This is a genomic window from Paucibacter soli (assembly GCF_037482845.1).
GTDB classification, from domain to species: domain Bacteria; phylum Pseudomonadota; class Gammaproteobacteria; order Burkholderiales; family Burkholderiaceae_C; genus Paucibacter_B; species Paucibacter_B soli.
In genome coordinates this window covers 167663-189178 of the sequence record NZ_JBBHJW010000004.1, presented here as the reverse complement: position 1 = coordinate 189178, position 21516 = coordinate 167663, and the positions used below count along the sequence as shown (strand labels likewise).

20 protein-coding genes are annotated in these 21516 nt (G+C 69.6%); 8 read left to right on the top strand and 12 right to left on the bottom strand.

Going from position 1 to position 21516, the window contains the following annotated elements; translation table 11 throughout:
- Window positions 1-19: 19 nt before the first annotated feature.
- Together WG898_RS10760 and WG898_RS10755 are read right to left on the bottom strand one after the other, a co-directional pair.
- The gene (locus WG898_RS10760) at window positions 20-2995 is read right to left on the bottom strand and encodes a two-component regulator propeller domain-containing protein (RefSeq protein WP_339602784.1); all 2976 of its coding nucleotides are present in this window, start codon (window positions 2993-2995) and stop codon (window positions 20-22) included.
- Window positions 2996-3004: 9 nt separating this feature from the next.
- The gene (locus tag WG898_RS10755; RefSeq protein ID WP_339602783.1) at window positions 3005-3835 is read right to left on the bottom strand and encodes an HDOD domain-containing protein; all 831 of its coding nucleotides are present in this window, start codon (window positions 3833-3835) and stop codon (window positions 3005-3007) included.
- Window positions 3836-4043: 208 nt separating this feature from the next.
- On the opposite strand from WG898_RS10755, the gene WG898_RS10750 reads away from it, so the two are divergent.
- Window positions 4044-6152, top strand: a complete 2109-nt coding sequence (locus tag WG898_RS10750; RefSeq protein WP_339602782.1) for an ATP-binding protein — start codon at window positions 4044-4046, stop codon at window positions 6150-6152.
- Here WG898_RS10750 and WG898_RS10745 read toward each other — a convergent pair.
- Window positions 6106-6855, bottom strand: a complete 750-nt coding sequence (locus WG898_RS10745; protein WP_339602781.1) for a Crp/Fnr family transcriptional regulator — start codon at window positions 6853-6855, stop codon at window positions 6106-6108. The two genes, WG898_RS10750 and WG898_RS10745, sit on opposite strands and share 47 nt — an antisense overlap.
- 148 nt (window positions 6856-7003) lie before the next feature.
- On the opposite strand from WG898_RS10745, the gene WG898_RS10740 reads away from it, so the two are divergent.
- Window positions 7004-7570 (top strand): hemerythrin domain-containing protein, encoded by a 567-nt coding sequence (locus WG898_RS10740; RefSeq protein ID WP_339602780.1) that lies wholly within the window; start codon window positions 7004-7006, stop codon window positions 7568-7570.
- On the opposite strand, the gene WG898_RS10735 is transcribed toward WG898_RS10740, so the two are convergent.
- The 4 genes from WG898_RS10735 to WG898_RS10720 form a co-directional block, all read right to left on the bottom strand.
- The gene (locus WG898_RS10735; protein ID WP_339602779.1) at window positions 7567-8856 is read right to left on the bottom strand and encodes a glycerate kinase type-2 family protein; all 1290 of its coding nucleotides are present in this window, start codon (window positions 8854-8856) and stop codon (window positions 7567-7569) included. The genes WG898_RS10740 and WG898_RS10735 overlap by 4 nt on opposite strands.
- A gap of 1 nt (window position 8857) precedes the next feature.
- On the bottom strand, window positions 8858-10048 hold the full coding sequence (locus WG898_RS10730) for a urate hydroxylase PuuD (RefSeq protein ID WP_339602962.1): 1191 nt from the start codon (window positions 10046-10048) through the stop codon (window positions 8858-8860).
- 120 nt (window positions 10049-10168) lie between these two features.
- Window positions 10169-10345 (bottom strand): hypothetical protein, encoded by a 177-nt coding sequence (locus WG898_RS10725; RefSeq protein ID WP_339602778.1) that lies wholly within the window; start codon window positions 10343-10345, stop codon window positions 10169-10171.
- A gap of 46 nt (window positions 10346-10391) precedes the next feature.
- Window positions 10392-11270, bottom strand: coding sequence for a LysR family transcriptional regulator (locus WG898_RS10720; RefSeq protein ID WP_339602777.1), 879 nt, complete (start codon window positions 11268-11270; stop codon window positions 10392-10394).
- A 130-nt stretch (window positions 11271-11400) separates the two neighbouring features.
- On the opposite strand from WG898_RS10720, the gene WG898_RS10715 reads away from it, so the two are divergent.
- Together WG898_RS10715 and WG898_RS10710 are read left to right on the top strand one after the other, a co-directional pair.
- A complete protein-coding gene (locus tag WG898_RS10715; RefSeq protein ID WP_339602776.1) occupies window positions 11401-12483 on the top strand; it encodes an alkene reductase in 1083 nt (360 codons plus the stop codon).
- A gap of 428 nt (window positions 12484-12911) precedes the next feature.
- Window positions 12912-13955 (top strand): Cj0069 family protein, encoded by a 1044-nt coding sequence (locus WG898_RS10710; protein WP_339602775.1) that lies wholly within the window; start codon window positions 12912-12914, stop codon window positions 13953-13955.
- Here WG898_RS10710 and WG898_RS10705 read toward each other — a convergent pair.
- A complete protein-coding gene (locus tag WG898_RS10705; protein WP_339602774.1) occupies window positions 13938-14549 on the bottom strand; it encodes a hypothetical protein in 612 nt (203 codons plus the stop codon). The genes WG898_RS10710 and WG898_RS10705 overlap by 18 nt on opposite strands.
- A 112-nt stretch (window positions 14550-14661) precedes the next feature.
- Between WG898_RS10705 and WG898_RS10700 the strand changes: the two genes are divergently transcribed.
- Complete coding sequence (locus WG898_RS10700) at window positions 14662-15321, top strand: ArsR/SmtB family transcription factor (protein ID WP_339602773.1); 660 nt, start codon at window positions 14662-14664, stop codon at window positions 15319-15321.
- A gap of 53 nt (window positions 15322-15374) precedes the next feature.
- Window positions 15375-16688, top strand: a complete 1314-nt coding sequence (locus WG898_RS10695) for an MFS transporter (RefSeq protein WP_339602772.1) — start codon at window positions 15375-15377, stop codon at window positions 16686-16688.
- Here WG898_RS10695 and WG898_RS10690 read toward each other — a convergent pair.
- Window positions 16680-17006, bottom strand: a complete 327-nt coding sequence (locus WG898_RS10690; protein ID WP_339602771.1) for a YkgJ family cysteine cluster protein — start codon at window positions 17004-17006, stop codon at window positions 16680-16682. The two genes, WG898_RS10695 and WG898_RS10690, sit on opposite strands and share 9 nt — an antisense overlap.
- Window positions 17007-17162: 156 nt before the next feature.
- Window positions 17163-18182 carry a LysR substrate-binding domain-containing protein gene (locus tag WG898_RS10685; RefSeq protein ID WP_339602770.1) on the bottom strand — a complete coding sequence of 340 codons (1020 nt, stop codon included), beginning with the start codon at window positions 18180-18182 and terminating at the stop codon, window positions 17163-17165.
- A gap of 120 nt (window positions 18183-18302) precedes the next feature.
- Here WG898_RS10685 and WG898_RS10680 point away from each other — a divergent pair, with 120 nt between their 5' ends.
- Window positions 18303-19274 (top strand): Bug family tripartite tricarboxylate transporter substrate binding protein, encoded by a 972-nt coding sequence (locus WG898_RS10680; RefSeq protein WP_339602769.1) that lies wholly within the window; start codon window positions 18303-18305, stop codon window positions 19272-19274.
- Window positions 19271-20320 (top strand): methyltransferase, encoded by a 1050-nt coding sequence (locus tag WG898_RS10675; RefSeq protein WP_339602768.1) that lies wholly within the window; start codon window positions 19271-19273, stop codon window positions 20318-20320. The genes WG898_RS10680 and WG898_RS10675 overlap by 4 nt, the downstream gene beginning before the upstream one ends.
- Here the strand turns inward: WG898_RS10675 and xdhC are convergent.
- Both xdhC and uraH read right to left on the bottom strand, forming a co-directional pair.
- Complete coding sequence (gene xdhC, locus WG898_RS10670; RefSeq protein ID WP_339602767.1) at window positions 20317-21138, bottom strand: xanthine dehydrogenase accessory protein XdhC; 822 nt, start codon at window positions 21136-21138, stop codon at window positions 20317-20319. The two genes, WG898_RS10675 and xdhC, sit on opposite strands and share 4 nt — an antisense overlap.
- Window positions 21138-21491: a hydroxyisourate hydrolase gene (uraH, locus tag WG898_RS10665; protein WP_339602766.1), complete on the bottom strand. Its 354-nt coding sequence runs from the start codon at window positions 21489-21491 to the stop codon at window positions 21138-21140. Before uraH ends, xdhC begins: the two co-directional genes overlap by 1 nt.
- Window positions 21492-21516 lie beyond the last annotated feature (25 nt).

Genomic DNA, 21516 nt, shown 5'->3' with positions numbered 1-21516 from the left:
CGATATTACGATGCCGGCGTCACGTCGGTGTCAGGTCTTGCCCGCCCCCCACGCAGACCCGGTTGCGACCCTCCTGCTTGGCGCGGTAGAGCGCGGCATCGGCCAGCGCGAACAGCGTCTCGGCCGAGGTCTGCTCCGATGGCAGGCATGAGGCCACGCCCAGGCTCAACGTGATTACCTCGCCCACCGGAGCGGCCGGATGCGGGATCGCCAGCGCCTCGCAGGCGGCGCGTATGCCCTCGGCCACCCGCGCGGCGGCGGCCGGATCGGCCCCCGGCAGCAGCACGACGAACTCCTCGCCGCCGTAGCGCGCCGCCAGGTCGCCGGCGCGCCCCACCACATGCGCGAACACCGCCGCGACCGCGCTGAGGCAGCGGTCGCCCTCCAGATGACCGAGGCGATCGTTGTAGAGCTTGAAGCCGTCGATGTCGGCGATCACCAGCGCCAGCGGCACCCGGTTGCGGCGCGCGCGCCGCCATTCCTCGGCCAGCACCTCGTCGAAACGGCGGCGGTTCGCCAGCCCGGTGAGCGCATCAACAAAGGACAGCCGCGAGAGATGCTCGTTGGCCAGCCGCAACTCCTCGGTGCGCTGCGCCACCAGACGCTCCATCTCGACCTGACGGGCGCGCAGCGCATGGGTGCGCAGGCGAAACAGCGCCAGCATTGCCGCCAGCGTGCCCAGCAGGGCCAGCGCCTGGAACCAGGCGGTCTGGTAGAGGTAGGGCCGCACCGTGATCAGCAGCGGCGCCGCGGCCTCGCTCCAATGCTCGCCGTCGGTCGAGGCGGCGACGCGGAAGCGGTAGCGGCCATGCGGCAGCGCCGGGAAGGCGGCCTCGCGGCTGCGGCCGGCATCCACCCAGTCGCGCGTGATGCCCTCCATCTGGTAGCGAAAACGTACACGGTCGGCGTTCAGCAGCGTCATCGCGGTATAGCGGATGGTGAGCGGCACCGAGCCTGGCGGCAGCAGCACCTCGGCATCCAGCGGCCGGTTCACGCCGTCCAGCAGCACGCCCTCCAGCTGGATCTGCGGCGGCTGCCCCGCGCCGGGCAGGCGGACCGGGTCGACGATCACCAGGCCGTTAGACGAGGGCAGCCACAGCCGGCCCTGCGCGTCGATGGCGCCGGCCGGCTGCAGGCCGCCAGCGAAGGTGGTGCTGCGCAAGGCGTCGCCGGGGCCGTAGCCGGTGGACTTCACCCGCGCCACGCGCCCCTCGGCAAAGGCGTTCAGCTCCGCGCGTGCAACGCGGAAGAAGCCGCGGTTGCAACTCATCCATAGATAACCGGCACGGTCTTCGAGAATGGTCAGGGCGATGCCGTCCCACAGCCCGTCGGCCGGGCGTATCGCCGTCAGGCGGCCATCGCTCAGGCGATTCATGCCCTCGCCGTTCGTGCCTATCCAGAGTTTGGCGTCGGCGTCCTCGTAGAGCGCCATGATCCAGTTGGAGACCAGGCCGTCGGCCTTGCTGAGGGTCTCAAAGCGCCCGTCGCGCAGGCGCACCAGGCCGTCACCGGTGGTGCCGAACCAGAGCGTGCCCTGGCGGTCCTGCAGCATCGCCGCCACGCCGCCGCGCGGTGCACCCGCGTCGCGCACCGCTTCGAAGCCCTTGCCGCTGAAGCGCGCCAGCCCGGACTGCGTGCCCGCCCACAGGGTGCCGCTGCGGTCCTGGAACAGCGCGCGCACCTCGGCGCTGGGCAGGCCCTGGTCCGGGCCGAAGCGCTCGATCTTGCCGCCCTGCAGGCGCGCCACGCCGGCGGTGTAGCTGCCGATCCAGAGCGCGCCGTCGCGGTCCTCCAGCAGGCTGGAAATCTCGTCGGTGGGCAGGCCATCGGCCTTGCGTAGCACGCTGATGCGCTGGCCATTTTCTTCAATGCGGTTGAGCCCGCCACCCGAGGTCGCGACCCAGCTCACGCCCTGGCGGCCATGCAGCACCGCGCGCACATTGTCGTGCGATAGGCCCTCGGGCGTGCCCAGCACGCCGAAGGCGCGGTTGCGCAGCCGGTTCAGGCCGCCGACCCAGGTACCGATCCAGATGCTGCCCTCGCGGTCGGCCTGCACGCTCCAGATCTGGTCGCCGGCCAGGCCGTTGGCGGTGGAGATGGTGCTGAAGCGGCCGTCCTCGCTCATGCGACTCAGGCCGGCGCCCCAGCTGCCGATCCAGAGCGCCCCCTGTGCATCGCGTGCCAGGCTGGTGAGCTGATCGCTGGGCAGGCCGTCGGCCACCGTGTAGACGCGCATGCGGCCATCCTCCTGCACACGCACCAGCCCGGCGCCAGCGGTGGCGGCCCAGATGCCGCCGGCGGGGTCGGCGATGACATGGCGCACCTGCAGATGCGGGAAGCCCTGCTCGGGGCCCAGCGTGCGGAAGCGCCCGTCGGCCAGCGCCACCAGGCCGCCGCCCGAGGTACCTATCCACAGCGTGCCGGCGCGGTCGAAGGCAAGCGTGCGCAGGCGGTTGCTGGGCAGGCCGTCGGCCTGCTGGTAGAGCCTGGTGGCGCCCTTGTTCCAGCGCACCAGACCGTTCTCGGTGGCGGCCCAGACCGCGCCGTCGGCCGCCTGCGCAAAGGCCCAGACGCGCCGGCCATCGGTGAGCTCGCTGCCGAACATGGTCTGGAAGCTGCCCTTGCGGTAGATTGCCGCGCCCTTGCTGTGGCCGATCCAGAGGTTCTTCTGCCCATCCTCCATGAAGCCGAACACCGGCTCGGAGGCCATGCTGGGTGCCTGGCGCGCGTCGAAGCCGGTGAAACGTGCGCCGTCGAAGCGCGCCAGCCCGCCCGCCGTACCGACCCACAGATAGCCGTCATGGCTCTGGTAGAGCGCCTGCACTGTGTTGAGCGGCAGGCCCTGCTCGGTCTGCCAGACGTCCACCTTGTACTGGCTCAGCGCCCGCGCCGAACCCTCCAGCAGCGACCCTTGCGCCCGCGCAGGCAGCAAGGCCAGCACTGCCAGCAAGAGCAGCAGGCCGGTCGCGCCTTGGAAAGATCGGATAGCGGGCAAGCGTTCGGTTCAGTTCAGCAGCTGATCCACCTCGGCCGCCACATCGCCGGCGGCCTTGATTTTTTCGTCCAGGAACCCCAGGTCGAGGTGCAGGTGCTCCACCAGCTCGGGCACCGCCGCCAGCAGCGCAGCGGCCGGCTGGGCCTGCACCTGCGCGGCGTCGGCCAACACCTCGGCCAGATGCAGCACCGCCGCCATCAGCGAGAAGGGTCGCACCTCCATGGGGGCATTGGCATCGCGGAAGGCCTCCAGCATCTTGGCCGGAAAGTGCCAGCGCTGCGCCAGCCCGGCCGTCACATCGGCATGGGTGCAGGCGAAACGATGCATCTCCAGCGAGTAGCGGCTGCCGGGTTCGGCGGCATGGGCCTCCACATCGGCCACCTGCTCGGGTTCCACCATGGCCATCAGCAGCTGGCCGGTGCGCAGCATCAGCCCGGCCAGGTAGGCGGTGTCGGCATCCAGCTGCAGCATGCGGCTCAGGATCTTGGCGTAGTTGGCGGTGGCCACGCTGTGGCGCCAGAACTTGTTGCGGTCCAGCCCGGCCACCTTGGGGAAACTGCCCGAGAGACAGGCGGCCAGCGCCAGATTGCGCAAGGTGTCCATGCCAAGCGCCGCGGCAGCATCCTGCAGATTCGAAATATTGTGCGAAGGGCTGTAGCGCGCCGAGTTGGCCAGGCGCAGCACCTTGGCCGCAAGCGTGGAATCCTTGCCTACCAGCTCGGCGATCTGCGGCAGGCCGATGCGCTCGTCGTCAAAGCTCTTGATCAGCCGGCTGGCCACCTCGGGCATGGTGGGCAGGGCATTGTTCTTCTCGAAAAATCGTTCTGCGGCAGAGGTCACATGTCGCTCCTGGCTGGGGTGATGGTAGAGGCTGCTTGGTACCAGTCTAAGGGTGTGCGGGCCCGGTCCAAAGCGCCGAAGAACGAGGCAAAACCCGGGGTGCAAGCCGCATCGCCAGGCCAGCGCCCAAGCCAGGCCGGCCCTACACTCGGCAAGACACTCCGGTGCCCGCCACACGAGTATGTCCGCGCCAACCGATCCCGCCGCCTTGCCCAGCTCCGCCCCGGCCTTTGCGGACCTGCTGGCGCGCGCGCGGCGCGACATCCTGATGGGCCGCCCCGCCCAGGCCTGGCACCAGCTCGCCCTGTGCCAGGACCAGGCGGCCTCGCAGCCCGATCCCGCCTCGGCCCAGCTGGCGGTGCAGGCACTGGATCTGCGGCTGCGTGCCATGTCCGCGCCCGCGGTGGCGCTGGACTGCGTGGCCGAGGCGCAGCGCCTGGACAAGCTCACCAACCGCACGCTGGCGCCCGCCACCTGCGCCGAGATTGCCATCACCCTGGGCGAGGTGTTCGGCCGCCTGGGCCTGGAGGAACCCGCCCTCAGCGCCTTTGAGCGCGCGCGCGCCTGGCTGCAGAGCGAGCATGACGGCGAAGCGCGGGTACTGCTGGACCTGAGCACCGCCAATGCCTTGCTACGTTGCGGCCTGCAGGCTGAGGCCATCGCGCTGCTGCAGCCACGGGCCGAGACGCTTGACGACGCCGAGCTGCGTCAGCTGGTGTGCAGCCAGCTGGGCTCGGCGCATTACTTCCTGGCCGAGGCGGGCGCCGGCGATGTGGCGGCGCACCGCGATGCCAGCCTGTATTGGCATGCGCGCTCGCAGCAGGATGCCGAGGCCGGCGGCCAGCCCCATGCCTGTTATCGCGCCGCGGTGAACCTCGCCATCGGCCATGCGCGACGCGGCGACCTGACGCTGGCGCGCCAGTATTTGCGCCGCATGCAGGGCCTGCTGGATCTGGTATGGCCCCCCGGCTTGGAAGGCAGCAGCGCGCGCAGCCGCGCAGAGCAGGCCAGCTGGATGGCCTATATCGAGGCCCTCATCGCCCTCGGCGAGGGCGAGCGCGACCGAGCGATGCAAGGATTCCAGACCATCCTCGCGGAGTTTCGCGACGTCAGCATCAACAGCTATCTGGGCATGCTGCAGCTGCGCGTGGCCGAGCTGCTGGTGAGCACGGCGCATGAGGCCGGGCTCGACAAGCTGGCCTACCAGGCCCAGCTTGAGCTGCAGGCCCTGCAAGAGCGGCGCAACCGCCAGCGCCAGGAGCTCAGCTCACGCCTGCTGGCCGATGCGCTCTCGCTCTCGCGGCTGCGGGTGCAAAACGATCTGCTGCAACAACATGGCAACGAGCTGCAGGCCGCGCTGGCGCAGCGCCATCAAGAACTGACCCTCACTCTTGACCAGCTGCGCGCCGAGGCCTCGATCCGCCAGGCCACCGAGGCCGCGCTGCAGCAAGCACATGACGAGCTGGAGCGGCGCGTGCGCGAACGCAGCGAGCAGCTGCACCAGACCCTGCAGGCCCTGGCGCACCAGGAGCGTCAGGCGGCGATGGCGCATATCGTGGTGGGCGTGGCGCATGAGCTCAATACCCCGCTGGGCAATGCCCTGCTGGCCCTCTCCACCGAGGCCGACGCCACCGCCGATCTGCGCCGCCGGCTTGCTGACGGCCAGCTCAAGCGCGCCGAGCTGCACGAATTCCTGGCCCTGCTGGACAGCAGCCATCTGCTGGGCCACAAGGCGCTGACGCGCGCCGCCGATCTGGTGCAGCGCTTCAAGGAGCTGTCGGTGCAACAGATGCCGGAGCCGCGCCAGCGCTTCGACCCGCGGCGGCAGATCGAGCAGGCGCTACAGCGCTGGCAGGGCAGCGCCGGCGCAAGCGGCGTGGCGATGCGGGCGCAGCTGCAGACCATCGGCAAGGTCGACAGCTATCCGGGCGCACTGTTGCGCATCCTGGACCAGCTCATCGACAACGCCCTCACCCATGCCTTCGAGCCGCCCCTGCCGGCGGCGCCGGCCATCGAAGTCAGGCTGGCCCGCGAGGCCGAGGGCCTGGAACTGTGCGTGCAGGACAACGGCCGCGGCATCGCCAGCGAGCTGCGCGGGCAGGTGTTCACGCCCTTCATGACGACGGCGCGCGCCCATGGCCACGCCGGCCTGGGCCTGCATGTGGTGCAGGTGCTGGTGCAGGAACAGCTGGGCGGCCGACTCAGCGTCGATGCGGCCTGGCCCAGCGGCACCTGCGTGCGCGTGCTGTTTCCGGCCGAGGCGCCACTGCCTAATCGCGCGCCAGCGCCTGCAGCGCCGTCAGGCACAGGACCTTGACGCTGTAGCCCTGTACCTCGATCACGCCCTTGCGGTTGAGTTGACGCATCATGCGCGACAGCGTCTCCGGTGTAATCGCCAGCTGGGCCGCGATGTCGCGCTTGCGTTCCTTCAGCGAGATCGCCGCGCCGCCTTCGGCCTCGGGCACCGCGCGCTGCAGCAGCCAGGCGGCCAGGCGCTTCTCGGCGTCCTTGTGCATCAGGTCATGGGTGACGCCGGTCAGGCTGTGTACGTTCTGCGCCAGCGCCACCAGCAGGCGGTCCAACATGTCGGGCTGGCGCGCGATCAGCTGACGCATGCCCTCCACCGGCAGCCGCAAGACCAGCGCCTCGTTCACCACCCGCGCGTCCTGGCCGTAACCGCCGCCCAGCCAGGCGCTGCTAACGTCCAGCCAGTGCGGGCCGCGCACCGTATGCTCCAGATGGAAGGGTGCATCGTCGCGTGCCAGGCCGAGACCCACCGCGCCGTCCACCACCGCCACCAGGTACTCGGCCGGCTGATGCCGAGTGAATACCATGCTGCCCACCGCCAACTGCTGCAGCTGGGCCATGGCGTTGAGGGCCTGCAACTCGGCGCTGCCCAGGCTCTCGCCACCCAGCACCGCCTGCCACTCGGCGGCGCCGAGCCGTAGATCGGCAACCGCTACCGAGCCGGTCACCGGTTTGCGCGCCGGGCGCGCCGCTGTGAGGTTGAGACTGTCCACGATGTCGTTCTGTGCTGAGATGATTCGCAATGTGGGCCAGGGTCAGCACGGCGTCCTTGCGTTGCATCAAACCCCCCACATTCGGGCGCCCAGCGCCCCGCAGGCCGGGGAGAATCCCCGCATGCCCTTGATTCAGCCCAAATCCGCCATGAGTTCAGGCACACCGGCCCTGCAGCCCGGCAGCAGCTATGCACAGCCCTTCGAGCTGCTGGGCGCCTGCCATGAGCGAGTGCAGCGCAGCCTGGATCTGCTGGAGCGGCTGCTTGCGCATCTGCAGGAGCAGCAGGCCTGCGACGAGGCCGCACGCAGCGCCGCGCGCGATGTGCTGCGCTACTTCGACGTGGCGGCGCCGCTGCACCACCAGGACGAGGAGCTGCATGTGTTCCCGGCGCTGGAGGCCGGCGGCGATGCCGGGCTGAAACAGGCCTGCGCCGAGCTGCGCCAACAGCATGTGCAGATCGCTGCCGCCTGGCAGGCGCTGCGCCGGCCGCTGCAAGAGCTGGCAAGCCTGCCCGACGGCCCACTGAATGGCCCGCTGGACTCGCATCTGCTGCAAGACCTGGCCCCGGCGGCAACCCGCTTCGTGCGCCTGCACGACGCCCATCTGCGTACCGAGGACGGCCTGGTGTTCCCGGCCGCCGCGGCCCTGCTGGCGGAGCCTGCGCAGGCCGAGATGGGGCGCGAGATGGCGGCGCGGCGCGGGCTTATCCTCTAAGCAATCAACAAGGCCCGGAAGTCGTTCACATTCGTGTAGGTCGGCCCGGTCACGAGCAGATCGCCCAGCGCGGCGAAGAAGCCGTAGGCATTGTTGCGGTCCAGCTGCTCGCGGCCCTTCAGGCCCAGCGCCGCGGCGCGCGCCAGGGTGTCGGGCGCGACAAAGGCGCCGGCGTTGTCCTGCACACCGTCGATGCCGTCGGTGTCGGCGGCCAGCACATGCACGCCGGCCTGGCCCTGCAGGGCGAGCGCGCAGCCCAGCGCGAACTCGCTGGCACGGCCGCCGCGGCCGGCGCTGTTGCGCACCGTCACCGTGGTCTCGCCGCCGGACAGGATCACGCAGGGCGAGCGAAACGGCGTGCCATGCCGGGCCACCGAGCGCGCCAGCGCCGCATGCATGGCGCCGATCTCGCGCGACTCGCCCTCGATCTCGTCGGACAGGATATGCGCCGCCAGGCCCAGCGCGTGCGCGCGGGCCGCCGCCGCCTCCAGGCTCATGCGCGGCGTGGCCAACATGTGCAGGGTCTGGCCCTGGAAGCAGGCGGCGCCGGGCTTGGGCGTTTCCAGCGCGCCGCTCTGCAAGCCGGCCAGCGCGGCCTGCGGCAGGGTGATGCCGTGGCGCGCACAAACAGCCAGCGCCTCGGCACAGCTCGTGGGGTCGGGCACGGTGGGGCCGGAGCCTATCACCGCCGGGTCGTCACCGGGCACATCGCTGATCAGCAGGGTCAGAACTTGCGCGGGATGGCAGGCCGCCGCCAGCCGTCCGCCCTTGATGGCCGAAAGATGTTTGCGCACGCAGTTGATCTCGGCGATGCTGGCGCCGCTCGCCAGCAGGGCGCGGTTCACCGCCTGCTTGTCGGCCAGGCTCAGGCCCGGCGCCGGCAGGCTCAGCAGCGCCGAGGCGCCGCCCGAGATCAGACAGATCACCAGATCGTCCGGGGTCAGGTCTTGCGTCAAGGCCAGCATGGCCGCCGCGGCCCGTTCACCCGCCGCATCGGGCACCGGGTGGGCGGCCTCCACCACCGCTATGCGCCCGGGGCGGGCCGCAGGCGGGATATGGCCGTAGCGCGTCACCACCAGGCCGCTGAGCGGCGCATCGGCGGGCCACAGCGCGTCCAGCGCTTGAGCCATTGCGCCACCGGCCTTGCCGGCCCCCAGCACCAGGGTGCGGCCGTGCTGCGGGGGCGGCGGCAACTGGTCGGCCATCAGCTGCGCCGGCTGGGCGCGCGCCACCGCGGCGTCGAAGAGCTGGCGCAGCAGCTCGCGGGCAGGCAGCTCGGCCGGCATCTCAACGCCCCCGGCTTTCGAACCAGCGCCCCAGCAGGGCGCGCTCGTCCTCGCTGATGCCGGTGGCATTGCCCAGCGGCATGGTTTTTTGCAGCACCGCCTGCTGGTAGAGCGCGGCAGCGTTGGCCTGGATCAGCTCGGGCGTGTGCAGCTGCACGCCCTTCTGCGCCAGCTGCGCGTTATGGCATTGCGCGCAGCGCTGCTGCACGATCGCCTGCACCTGCGCCAGGCTGGGGGTCGGCATCACGGGCCGGGGTGCCGGCGCCATCCAGGCGATCAGCCCGGCCAGGAGCAGGAGCGCGGCGACGATCAGGCCCCAGGCATTCACGCCCAAACCCTGACGATGATGACGCTTCACGAACCAGGTACGCACCAGTACGCCCACCGCCATCAACACGATCAGCGTTAACCAGTTCAGCGCATGGTTGAAGAGCATGCCGTAATGGTTGCTCAGCATCGCGATCAGCACCGGCAGGCCGAAGTAGGTGTTGTGCACGCTGCGCTGCTTGCCGCGCTGGCCGTAAACAGGATCCACCGGCCGGCCGGCGCGCATGTCGGCGATCACCTGCTTCTGGCCGGGGATGATCCAGAAGAACACATTCGCGCTCATGATGGTGGCGATCATCGCGCCCATCAGCAGGAAGGCGGCGCGGCCGGCAAACAGCTGGCAGGCGGCCCAGGTGGCGGCGGCCACGAAGGCGGCGATCAGGCCCAGCACCAGGCCGTCATTGCCGATGGCGCCAGCCTTGGTGTGACCAAAGCGGCGGCAGATTTGGTCGTAGAAGAGCCATCCGGCCGCCAGAAAGCCCAAGGCGCCTGCCACCGCGGCCGGCGCGCTCCAGTCATGCACACGGCGGTCGATCAGAAAGCTCTCGGCGTTGAAGAGATAGAGCAGCACGAAGAGCGCAAAGCCGCTCATCCAGGTCCAGTAGCTTTCCCAGTAGAACCAGTGCAGATGCTGGGGCAGATTGGCCGGTGCCACCATGTACTTCTGCGGGTTGTAGAAACCGCCGCCATGCACGGCCCAGAGCTCACCGTCGACGCCACGCGCCAACAGCTCGGGGGCCTCGGGTTTGCTGAGGTGGTTGTCCAGCCAGACGAAGTAAAAGGATGCGCCTATCCAGGCGATCACGGTGACGAGGTGCAGCCAACGCAGCAGCAGATTGGCCCAGTCGAGCAGATAGGCTTCCAAGCGGGTCTCCAGCATGCGGCCCACCACAGGCGGGCGCTGTGGGCTGCTGAGGGTCGCGCCTTCCGGGCCTCGATGGCCGCGCCCGGCGCCGCTGCGACTGCGGCCAAAGTGTATACAGTTTTAGGCGACCAGGAGCGGCAGCCCGTGACGTCGGCGCGCTGTCTGGTACTTGGCGTCGCCGGCATTCACCTCGTGGCAGGCCGAGGGGCGCTGGGCGTAGACGCTGCGGGCCACCGCGCCACCGATCTCGCCCTGCAGGGCGACGCAGCGCAGCGTCTTGCTGTGGGTGCCGGCCATGCAGCTGCAGAGCGGGCTCACCTGCTCGGCGAGAGCGGCCGCACTCTCAAACCATCTCCGCCAGCCTGTCGCGCACGAACTCGATGAAGCGCTGCGTCTTGGCGGGCAGCAGCCGCGTCTCGGTGAGCGCATAGACGGGCAGCGGCTTGGCATGCCAGTCCGCCAGCAGCGGCCGCAAGCGGCCGGCCTCGAGGTCGGCGGCCACCGCGGTACGCGGCAGCAGCACCACGCCCTGGTCCAGCGTGGCCAGGCGGCGCAGCATGCCCACGCCGTTGGCCACGAAGCGCCCCCCGATGCGGACCTGCGCCGTGGCGTCGCCCTGCTGCAGCGTCCAATGCTCGACCTTGGGAAAAGCCAGGCACTCATGCTGCGACAGCGCCTCGGGGCTGATGGGCTCGCCGCAGCGCTCCAGGTAGCGCGGCGAGGCATAGAGCTGGGCCGACAGCATGGCGATCTGGCGCGCCACCAGGTTCGAGCTCGGTTGCTCGCCCATGCGTATCGCCACATCAAACGGCTCGGTGACCAGATCGACCCGCCGTGGCGTCAGGTCCAGCTCGAAGCTGATGCCCGGATAGCGCTCGGCAAAGGCGGTGATGATGGGCGCCAGGTGGATGTTGGCGAAGTCCACCGGCAGCGAGGCGCGCAGCACGCCGCTGGGTTGTGCCAGCATGTCGCCGAGCTGCTCATGGGCGAGACGCGCCTCTTCGACGATGCGCCGGCATCGCTCGTAGTACAGCTGACCCGCCTCGGTCAGCTCCACCTTGCGTGTGGTGCGGTGCAGCAGGCGCAAGCCCACGGCCTTTTCCAGCAGGCCGATGCGTCGCGACAGCGTCGAGTTCGGTACCCCCGTGGCCTCGGCGGCTCCCCGGAAGCCCCTGGCCTTCACCACCTCGACGAAGAGCGCCATGTCATTCAAGAGCTCCATCTGCTTATTGCTCCAATTTCGGATCAATGCATCTCAAATAGGCATATTTATCCCACAGACAGATTAATACAAGATGCGAGCCTTCGCACCCGAGCCCTCACCCCCACTGCCCCACCCCAGCGAGATCCACATGACATCAGCATCAGCATTCGCCTCCGTCAAAGTCGGCCGCTACACCCTGGCCAACCGCCTGGTCATGGCGCCGATGACCCGCTCCCGCGCCGCGTACGATGGCACGCCCGGCCCATCCGCCGCCGCCTACTATGCCCAGCGCACCAGCGTCGGCTTGATCGTCAGCGAAGGTACGCAGCCCTCCGACGACGGCCAGGGCTACCTGATGACGCCCGGCATCTACACCGACGCCCATGTGAAGGGCTGGCGCACCGTGAGCGAGGCCGTGCATGCGCGCGGCGGCCGGCTCTTCATCCAGCTGATGCATGCCGGCCGCCTCTCTCACCCCGACAACACGCCGCACCACCGCCAGCCGGTCGCGCCGTCGGCGATCGCCTCGGGCGCGCAGATGTTCACGCCCAGCGGCATGCAGCCGGCCCCAGAGCCGCGCGCGCTGACGCTGGACGAGATCCGCCAGACCATCGCCGACTTCCGCCTTGCCGCACGACGCGCGATCGAGGCCGGCGCCGACGGCGTGGAGATCCATGGCGCCAACGCCTATCTGATCCAGCAATTCCTGGCCCCCAGCGCCAACACCCGCAGCGATGCCTACGGCGGCGCGGTCGAGAACCGCGCCCGCTTCGCGATCGAGGTGACCCAGGCCATTGCCGCGGAGATCGGCGCCGACCGCACCGCCATCCGCCTCTCGCCCGGCACGACGCTGTGGGGCATCGACGAAGGCAGCGAGGGCCCGGCGCTGTACCGCCACCTGGTGAGCGAGCTGAACCAACTCGGGCTGGCCTACCTGCACCTCATGCACCAGGGCGACGAAGCCCTGCTCACCGACATCCGCCAGCGCTGGAGCGGCCCCCTGGTGCTGAACCGCCCGGGCCGGCCGCGCGAGCAGATTGGCGCGGACATCGGCAGCGGCCTGGCCGAGCTGGAGTCCTACGGCCAGATGGTGTTGGCCAACCCGGATTTCGTCGAACGGTTGAAGCTTGCCGCACCGCTGAACGACGCGGATCGCAACAGCTTCTTCGGCGGTGGCGATGCCGGCTACATCGACTACCCCAGCCTGGCCGAGGAAGGCGCCACCGCCTGAGATGAACCCCCTCGTCCAAGGAGTACCTTGCCCGCGCCCCCCCCGAGGGGCAACGATGCTTGCAGGCAGGACCAGCAAGCACATCGCCCAGCGGGCCCGGCGCCCCTATGCAATCCAGCACCATCGGTAACGCGCTGAGGTTGGCCAAGACGGCCAAGATTCTGGGCAGGCCGGCAGCGTTTGGCGTTGCCAGTTTGATGTTGAGCCGCAGCGGCGGCGACCACCCTGTTAGTAGACATTACTACACTGGGTCGTATAATCTACCATCATGAAACGGCTAACGCTGCTTCCTTCGCCGCCCACGGAAAACGTCACCGTGCGCATGCGCTGCTGGCGCTCATGCCTGCACGGCAGCATGCGGGTGGCCAACACCGACGACCAGCTGCTGCCGGTGGTCGAAAAGTCATGCCTGAGCCCAGGAGGCCGCCATGCCATCCATCGCCCTGCTCTACCCCGGTGACCGCGCGGCACGCGATCGCAGCGACCCCAAGGAAAGCCGCTTTGCGGCGCTCTTCGAGGCCTTCGCCGCGGCCGGTGTCGCGGCCCAACCGGCGGTCTACAGCGACGAGTTCGCCGACGAGGTGGCCGGGCAGCTGCGCGGCGTCGACGGCGTGCTGGTCTGGTGCAATCCGATCGAGTCAGGGCGCCGGCGCGACCGGCTCGACGCCCTGCTGAGCGAGGCCGCTGAGGCCGGCGTCTTCGTCAGCACGCATCCCGACACCATCCTCAAGCTGGGCACCAAGGATGTGCTGCTGGCCGTGCGCGAGCTGCCTTTCGGCAGCGACGCGGTGCGCGTGGACAGCCTGGCGCAGCTGGCCGCCGAGCTGCCGGCACGCCTGCGGCGCGGCGCGCGCGTGCTCAAGCAGTACCGCGGCCACAGCGGCATGGGTGTCTGGCGCGTCGAGCAGCTGCCGGGCACGGCGCTGCTGAAGGTGCGCCACGCGCTGCGCGGCAGCGAGGAAGAGCGGCTCGACCTCGCCGCGCTGCAGCAGCGCCTGGCCGCTTACTTCGAGCCCGAGAACGGCGGCCACATGATCGACCAGGCCTGGCAGCCGCGCCTGGTGGAGGGCATGGTGCGCGCCTACCTGGTCGAAGACCGCGTCGCCGGCTTTGGCCACCAGGCCGTCAATGCGCTTTACCCGTGCTCGCCGGGACAGCCCGGCGAGCCAGCACCCACGCCCGGCCCGCGCCTCTACCATGCGGCCGATCTGCCTCAGTTCCAGCCGCTGCGGCGCCTGCTGGAAGGCGGCTGGGTCGAGCAGCTGCGCGCCAGCGTCGGCCTGGCGCGCACGCAGCTGCCGATGCTGTGGGACTGCGACTTCCTGCTGGGCGAACACGCGGACGGTGATTCTGAGCGCTATGTACTGTGCGAGGTCAATGTAAGCAGCGTGTCGCCCTTCCCGCCGTCGGCCGTTGCGCCGCTGGTGGCGGCGGTGAAGCGGAGGCTGGGGACGTCAGGGTCGGGAGCCTGAGAGGCTGGGGAGCTGTTGATCAGCGCTCGGCTTACGCCTGAAGTGACTGCGGCTGTAGACCGAAAAGGGCTTGCCCGGTGGCGCCAGCTCGAAGACCTCGATGAACTCGTCGTCGGACAGGAATTCGTAGCTCTCGCGAGCCTGCCAGCTGCTGCTGAGGTTCTCGAAGGCTTCACTATCGAAGACCAGGGTCGCCTTGCCTTCGACCCCCTCGGTCGGCAGCGCCTGGCGAAAGGTGTTGACGAAGCCTTCGACATGGAACTGTCGCAGCACGATCAGCTTGCGCGCCTTGTCGTGGCTGAACATGCTCAGGTGCTCGTGTACCTCACCCGACTTGTTCTTGGCCTGCGCCGGGTAGCGGGAGATGTTGGTCTCCTGGACATAGCGCTTGTTCATGAGGTAGCGATAGCTGCGCGTGACCTCGCCATCGCCCGGCTCGCCGCTGCTGACACCCGTCCATTCCCCGATGAAGCGCGCCAGCGCCGCCAGGGGATCGGGCTTGGCATCGGCCGCCTGCGCAAGCCCGCACAAGCTCAAACCACACAACAGCGCGGCGGCGGCCACAGCGGTCGAGAACTTGTTGTTGGTCGTCATGCATGTCTCCACGGCGTCGATTCATGATTGCCGGCGATTCTGCATGCGAACGAGGTGGGCAGGCCAGTGGGGCCTTGCATGCTGTCATTCCAATGATGATTAGAATGTCAGCATGAGAGAACTGAAGAACCAGCTCTACGAGCAAGTCGCGCGCCTTGGCAAGGCCGTGGCCAGCCCAAAGCGGCTGGAGTTGATCGAGTTGCTATGTCAGGGCGAGAAGACCGTCGAGACGCTGGCCGCCCAGGCGGACATCAGCGTCAAGCTGGCCAGCGCCCACCTGAAGGAGCTGCGCCAGGCGCGGCTGGTCGATACCAGCAGGGACGGCAAGTACGTGGTGTATCGGCTTGCCAGCACCAGCGTGGCGGACCTCTGGGTGCATCTGCGCACGCTGGCGCAAGAGCGCTTGGCGGAACTGCAGCTGGCGCTGAGCGGCATCGTCGAACACCAAGACGCGCTGCACGGCATGAACGAGGCAACCTTGCTGAAGAAGGCCGCCGCGGGTGAGGTGCTGATCCTGGACGTGCGCCCGCAGCAGGAATACGACGTCGCTCACCTGCCGCATGCGCGTTCGATGCCGGTCGGCGAGCTGAAGAAGCGCCTCGCGGACCTGCCCAAGGGCCTGCCCATCGTCGCCTATTGCCGTGGCCCCTTCTGCCTGATGGCGCGGGACGCCGTGGCCCTGCTGCGCAAGAAGGGCCGCCAGGCCCTGCATCTGAGTGAGGGCGTGGCCGAATGGCGGGCGCGCGGCTTGCCCGTCGAGACCAGCATCTGAAACCGGCGCCCACCCACTTTGCAAGGCAGCGTCATAACTTCCGAGCTCCCCTGATGCAAGAAGAAGAAAAAGCCCTGCACTACGGCGTGCGCGCCAACCTCGCTCAAGTGGCGCAGCAGCTGCTGCAGGTGCTGCTGGTGGGCATGACCATAGGGATGATGCGCAACGTCGTGCCGGCCCTGGCCGAAAGCGAGTTCGGGGTTCCGCGCGGCTCCTTCATGCTGCTGGTGGCCTTCGTCGTGGCCTTCGGCTTCGTCAAGGGCGTGATGAACTTCGTGGCGGGCCGCCTGGCCGAACGGCTCGGCCGGCGCCGGGTGCTGCTGCTGGGCTGGCTCGTGGCGCTGCCGATCCCGCCGCTCGTCTACTGGGCACCGAGCTGGGGCTGGATCGTGCTGGCCACGGTGCTGCTGGGCGTCAACCAGGGTCTCGCCTGGTCGATGACGCAGACTGCCAAGCTCGACATCACCCGCGCCGACCAGCGCGGCCTGGTGATCGGGCTCAACGAGTTCGCGGGCTATGTGGGCGTGGCGCTGGCGGCGATTGCCACCGGCTATGTCGCGGCCTGGCTGGGTCCGCGCGCCGGCCTCTTGTACTTTGGTGCGGCGGTGATCGGTCTGGCCACGCTGCTGGCCTGGCTGGCCGTGCTGGAAACAATGCCCTGGGCTCACGCCGAACTGAAGCAAGTAGCAGCAGCGGCCGCCCCAGGCAGGCCAGCAGCGCGCCCGCGCTACCCAGCCGGCCTGAGCCCGCGGCCGGGCAGTGCGGAGGTATTTGCCATGATGAGCTGGCGCGACCGTCGCATGGCGGCGCTCTGCCAGGCCGGCCTGGTGGAGAAGTTCGTTGACGCGCTGGTGTGGGTGTTCTGGCCGGTCTACCTGCACCAGCATGGCGTCGGCCTGCCCGGCATCGGCTGGATCGTCGGGGTCTATGGTTTCACCTGGGGTATCGCGCAGCTCGTCACCGGCAGGTTGTCCGATCGCGTTGGTCGCCAGCCACTCAACACCTGGGGCATGTGGATTTGCGCTGCCGGTGTGGCGCTGCTGCCGCTGGGCGCGGGCAGCCTGTGGTGGAGCATGGCGGCGGCGCTGGCCGGCCTGGGCATGGCGATGCTCTACCCCAACCTCAGCGCGGCCGTGGCCGACATAGCGCACCCGAACTGGCGCGCCTCGGCGATCGGCATCTACCGCTTCTGGCGTGACCTGGGCTATGGCCTGGGTGCGCTGGGCCTGGGCGCTGCGGCGGCACTGGGCGGCGGCATCGAGTCCGCGTTCTGGTTTGTGGCGATTGCCATGGGGCTCTCGGGCCTGGTACTGCAGATGTTCGGCGAAGAAACCCATCCGGGCCTGAACCCGGCGAACTTACCCTAGCCCATGGCGCCTGCGCGCCGCCAGGCATTTGGCATCGCCAGCCAGCACCTCGCGGCAGGGCGAGGGGCGCTGCGCATAGACGCTGCAAGCCACCGCAGTGCCGATCTCGCCCTGCAGGGCAGCGCAGCGCGGCGTCTTGCTGTGGGTGCCTGCCATGCAGCTGTAAAGCGGGCTTACGCGCTCGGTGAGCGCATCGGGGATGCCCAGCTCGGCGGCCTCGGCCCAGTAGAACGAGACGCGGAAATGCGCGCAACAGGCGCCGCAACTGATGCAGGGATTGTTGTTGGTGTCGCTGGGGCTACGGCGTTCTTCAGCCATTGCAGAATTTGGCCGCGCCCTTGACGCCGGCCTCAACAGGCGTCCACACGCCCGGCGGGCGGAATTCTAGGAGTTCCGAGGCCCAGGGCTGCGCCCGGTCGCCATGGCTTCCTCGGCTGCCGCCATGCGGGTCGCCACCGATGGCCGCAAGCAGTGTCAGCCGCTGCGTCTGGCGCGCCGCACCGTCGCCGAGGCACGTCCGTAGCCGCGCACATGCCATGCGGGGCGCTCGGTGGCGGCGGCAGGCAGACCGGGCTCGCTCTGCACCTGCAGATCGCGCAGGCACTGCAGGGTGAAATCGACAAAGGCGCGCAGGCGCGGCGTGCGGCGCGCGCTCCCCTTGAACAGCAGGTTCACCGGCGGACCGCCCTGCACCTCCCAGTCCAGCAGCACCGGCACCAGGCGCCCAGACTGGACATGCTCGCGCGTGGTCAGCTCGGCAAAACGGCCGACACCGTGGCCCGCCAGCACCAGATCCAGGGTGGCCTCGCGGGCATTGCTGGACATCCAGCCGCGCGCCTGCACCTGCACCATCTGCTCGCCCCGCTTGAACTCCCAGAGATCCAGCAAGATGCCGGCCGGGTTGCGCATCAGCAGGCAGGTGTAGCCCGCCAGCGCCGAGGGATGCTGCGGCACACCGTGCAGGGCCCAATGCTCGGGCGCCGCCATGATCAGGCTGCGCGCGCCGCCCAGCTTGCGGTGCACATAGTCCGCCGGCACCTCCGGCCAGCCGTGCAGCAGCAGCACGTCGGCGCTCAGCGCATCGATATCGCCAATGCGGTTGACGGCGCGGAAATCGATCTCGACCTCGGGGTGCATCGCATGGAAGCGCGGCAGTGCCGGCAGCAGCACATGATGCGCCAGCTGCGGGTGCGCAGCCACCGCCAGATGGCCGCTGATGCGCTCACCCGCGCCGCGCATGCGCCGCTCCGCGTGGCCCAGTTCCTCCGCTTCGGCCAGCAGGCTGCGGCATCGATCCAGGTAGTCGATGCCGCAGGGTGTCAGCCGTACCCCGCGGGCGCTGCGTTCCAGCAGCAGCAGACCCAGGCTGGCCTCCAATGCGCCCACCAACTTCTGCACGGCCGGCACGCTGATTTCCAGGCGCGTGGCCGCACGCGCCAAGCTGCCTTCCTCGGCCGCCGCCACAAAGTACGCCAGCGCCTTGAGCTTGTCCATCTTGTCCGCCTTCGTCCAGCCCATAAGCAAAGGTTAACGCCAGATACAGCCGCGGGCGGCTTTCCCGGTGCGCCCAGCCTGCCTACAGTGGCAGCACCGAACGCTTTCTGGAGTCTGCTCATGCCCATGCGTCGATCCCTGCTCACCAGCTTCTTGTATGTGCTGGCGCTGTGCTCATCCAAGCCGCTGCCGGCTCAGCCGCTGCCGCCCACGACGCAGCCGCTGAAGATCGTGGTGGCCACGCCCGCCGGCGGCGCGTCGGACACGGCCGCAAGGCTGATCGCGCAGTCCCTGGCCAAGTCCATGGGGCGCCAGGTGCTGGTGGAGAACAAGCCGGGCGGCAATGGCGCACCCGCGGTGCAGGCGGTGCTCACGGCGCCGGCCGACGGCCTGACGCTGCTGTGGGCGCAGTCGTCGATGACGGGCATGCCCCTGCTGGTGAAGGCATCGCCCATCCGGTCCATGGCCGAGTTCGTACCGGTGGTGCCGGTGGTGAACCTGGTCTACGGCGTGTTCGTCAACCCCAGGCTGCCCGTCAACAGCTTGGCCGAGCTCAGCGCCCACCTGAAGACCCACCCCGGCCAACTGGCCTACGGCACCGGCGTGCTCGGCGAGTACATGGTGACCGAGCATTACCTGCGTGCGGCGGGCGTGAAGGCCTTGCGCGTGCCCTACAAGGGCGGTGCGCAGCTGATGCCCGACCTGATCGGCGGCGAATTGCAGTTCAATATCGGCCCGCTGGCCCCGGCGCTGCCGCATGTACGCAGCGGCAAGCTGCGCCTGCTGGCCACCCTGCCCGATCGCGCCGAGATGGTGCCGGGCGTGCCGTCGATGGCCGAAAGCGGCATCACCACCGCCAGCCTGCCGACCTGGAACGGCCTGGTCGCGCCTCCAGGCACATCGCCGGAGCTGGCCGCGGCCCTCGCCGCCGAGGTCAACCGCGCGCTCGGCGAGCCTGCCCTGCGCACGGCCCTGGAGGCCCAGGGCTTTCGCGTCAGCGGTGGAACGCCCCAGCAAATGGGTGCTGCCATCGAGTCCGCAAGCGCCGCGTGGCGGCAGTTCGTGCGCGACTACGAGATCCCCCAGGAATGAATGCGCCCGATCTGAGCCCGCGCAACGCGAGCGCTAGGCAACAGCTGGTCAGACAGATCACCGCCTGCTGGCGCAGCCAGGCCCTCTACAGCGCCGTGCAGCTGGAGCTGCCGGAGCGCCTGGCCGAGGGCTGCGCCCCGCTCGCTGCCCTGGCCCAGGCCTGCCAATGCGACGCCGACGCGCTGGCGCGCCTGCTGCGTGCGCTGTGCGTGCTGCGGGTCTGCCGCCAGCGGCGCGACGGCGGCTTCGAGCTGACGGCCGCCGGCGCGGCGCTGTGCCGCCATCCGCCGGATGGCGGCGTCAGCATGCGCGCCATGGCCCTGTGGTGGGGCGGCCCGCTCTGGCCAATGTGGGGCGAGCTGAGCTACAGCGTGCGCACCGGACACAGCGCCCGCGCACGCCAGACCGGCCACAGCCACTATCACTTTCTCGACGGACATCCCGACGCGGCTTCGATCTTTCACGAGGCCATGGCCGGCATGACCTCGCTGGTGGCGCCGGCGGTGGCGCGGCTCGAAAGCTGGCATGGCGCGCGCAGCCTGGTGGACGTGGGCGGTGGCTCCGGCACGCTGGGCGCAGCCATCGCGACCGCGCACCCGCAGCTGCAGCTGATCGTGTTCGACCGCGAGCACGCCGAGCCAGGCGCACTGGCGCTGCTGCGGGCCCAGGGTTTGTCGGGGCGCGCCCGCTTCGTCGCCGGCGACTTCTTCGCGGCGCTGCCGCCGCATGCCGACCGCTACCTGCTCAAGAGCATCCTGCACAACTGGGACGACGCGGCTTGCCGCCGCGTGCTGGCATGCTGTGCCGAAGCGGCCCTGCCGGAAGCACGGCTGTTGCTGGTCGAGCGCGTACGCGCCGAGCGCATGCGACCCACCGTGCACGACGAGGCCCTGGTGCGCACCGATCTGAACATGCTGGCCGGCCTGGGTGGACGCGAACGTTCCCTGCGCGAATACCGCGATCTGCTCACGCCCGCCGGCTTCGAGATCGCCGACATGTTCCCGACGCCGCACGAGTTCTCGGTCATCGAGGCCAGGCGGCGCTAGGAGGCTGGGCAGGCCAACAGCTGCGCCGCCACCGCCACCGCGATCACCTCGGGCTGCTTGCCCGCAATGCCCGGCACGCCGATCGGCGAGGTGATATGCGCCAGCTCGGCCTCGGCAAAGCCGCGCGCCAGCAGGCGCTGGCGGAAGCTGGCCCATTTGCTTCGGCTGCCTATCAGGCCCACATAGGGCAGATCGGCGCGCGCGCGTTGGCGTACGAGGCAGGCCGCAACCACGTCCAGGTCTTCGGCATGGCTGAAGCTCATGATCAGCACATGGCTGCCCGGGGTCAGGTCTTGCACGGCGGCCTGCACCGGGTCGGAGTACTCGGCACGGCAGTTCTCGGGCAGCTCGGCCGGGAACACCTCGTCACCACGGCTGTCGATCCAGTGCACCCGCATCGGCAGGCGCGCCAATACCTCGACGATGGCACGGCCGACATGGCCGCCGCCGAATAGCGCCACCGGCAGCCAGCCGTGCTCGCTGCCCAGGCGCGCGCGCAGGCCTGCAATGTCGGCCGGGCCCAGCCATTCGTAGCGCAGCCGCACCACGCCGCCGCAGCATTGGCCCAGGCTGGGACCCAGGGCATAGCGCTGTTCCTCCGCCGGCCCGACGGCGCCGCGCACCAGCAGGGCGCGCGCCTGCGCCAGGCCCTCGTACTCCAGATGCCCGCCACCGATGGTGCCGATCGGAAGGCCCGCAGCGGTCACCGCCATCCAGGCCCCCACCTCGCGCGGCCCGCTGCCCTGCACTTGCGCGACCGTCACCAGCACCGCGGCTTCGCGCGCCAGCGTGGCGGCCAGGCGCTGCCAATCGCGCATCAGCTGCCTCGGTAGGTCGAGTAGGCCCAGGGGCTCGCCAGCAGCGGCACGTGGTAATGCGAGGCCGCGTCGGCAATGCCGAAGTCCAGCGGCACCTCGCCCAGAAAGGCCGGCTCGGGCAATGCCACGCCGCGGGTGCGGAAATAGGCCTCCACGCCGAACACCAGGCGGTAACGGCCGGGTTGCAGGTCCGCGCCCTCCAGCAGCGGCGCATCGGCGCGGCCGTCGTGGTTGAGCGTCAGCCGCTTCAGCAATTCGGCCTGCCCATGCGCCAGCCGGTAGAGCGTGACCGCCATGCCCGCGGCCGGGCTGCCATGCATGGTGTCGAGCACGTGGGTGGTGAGTTTGCCCATGGTCTTTGTTCCGTTCAACTTGGCG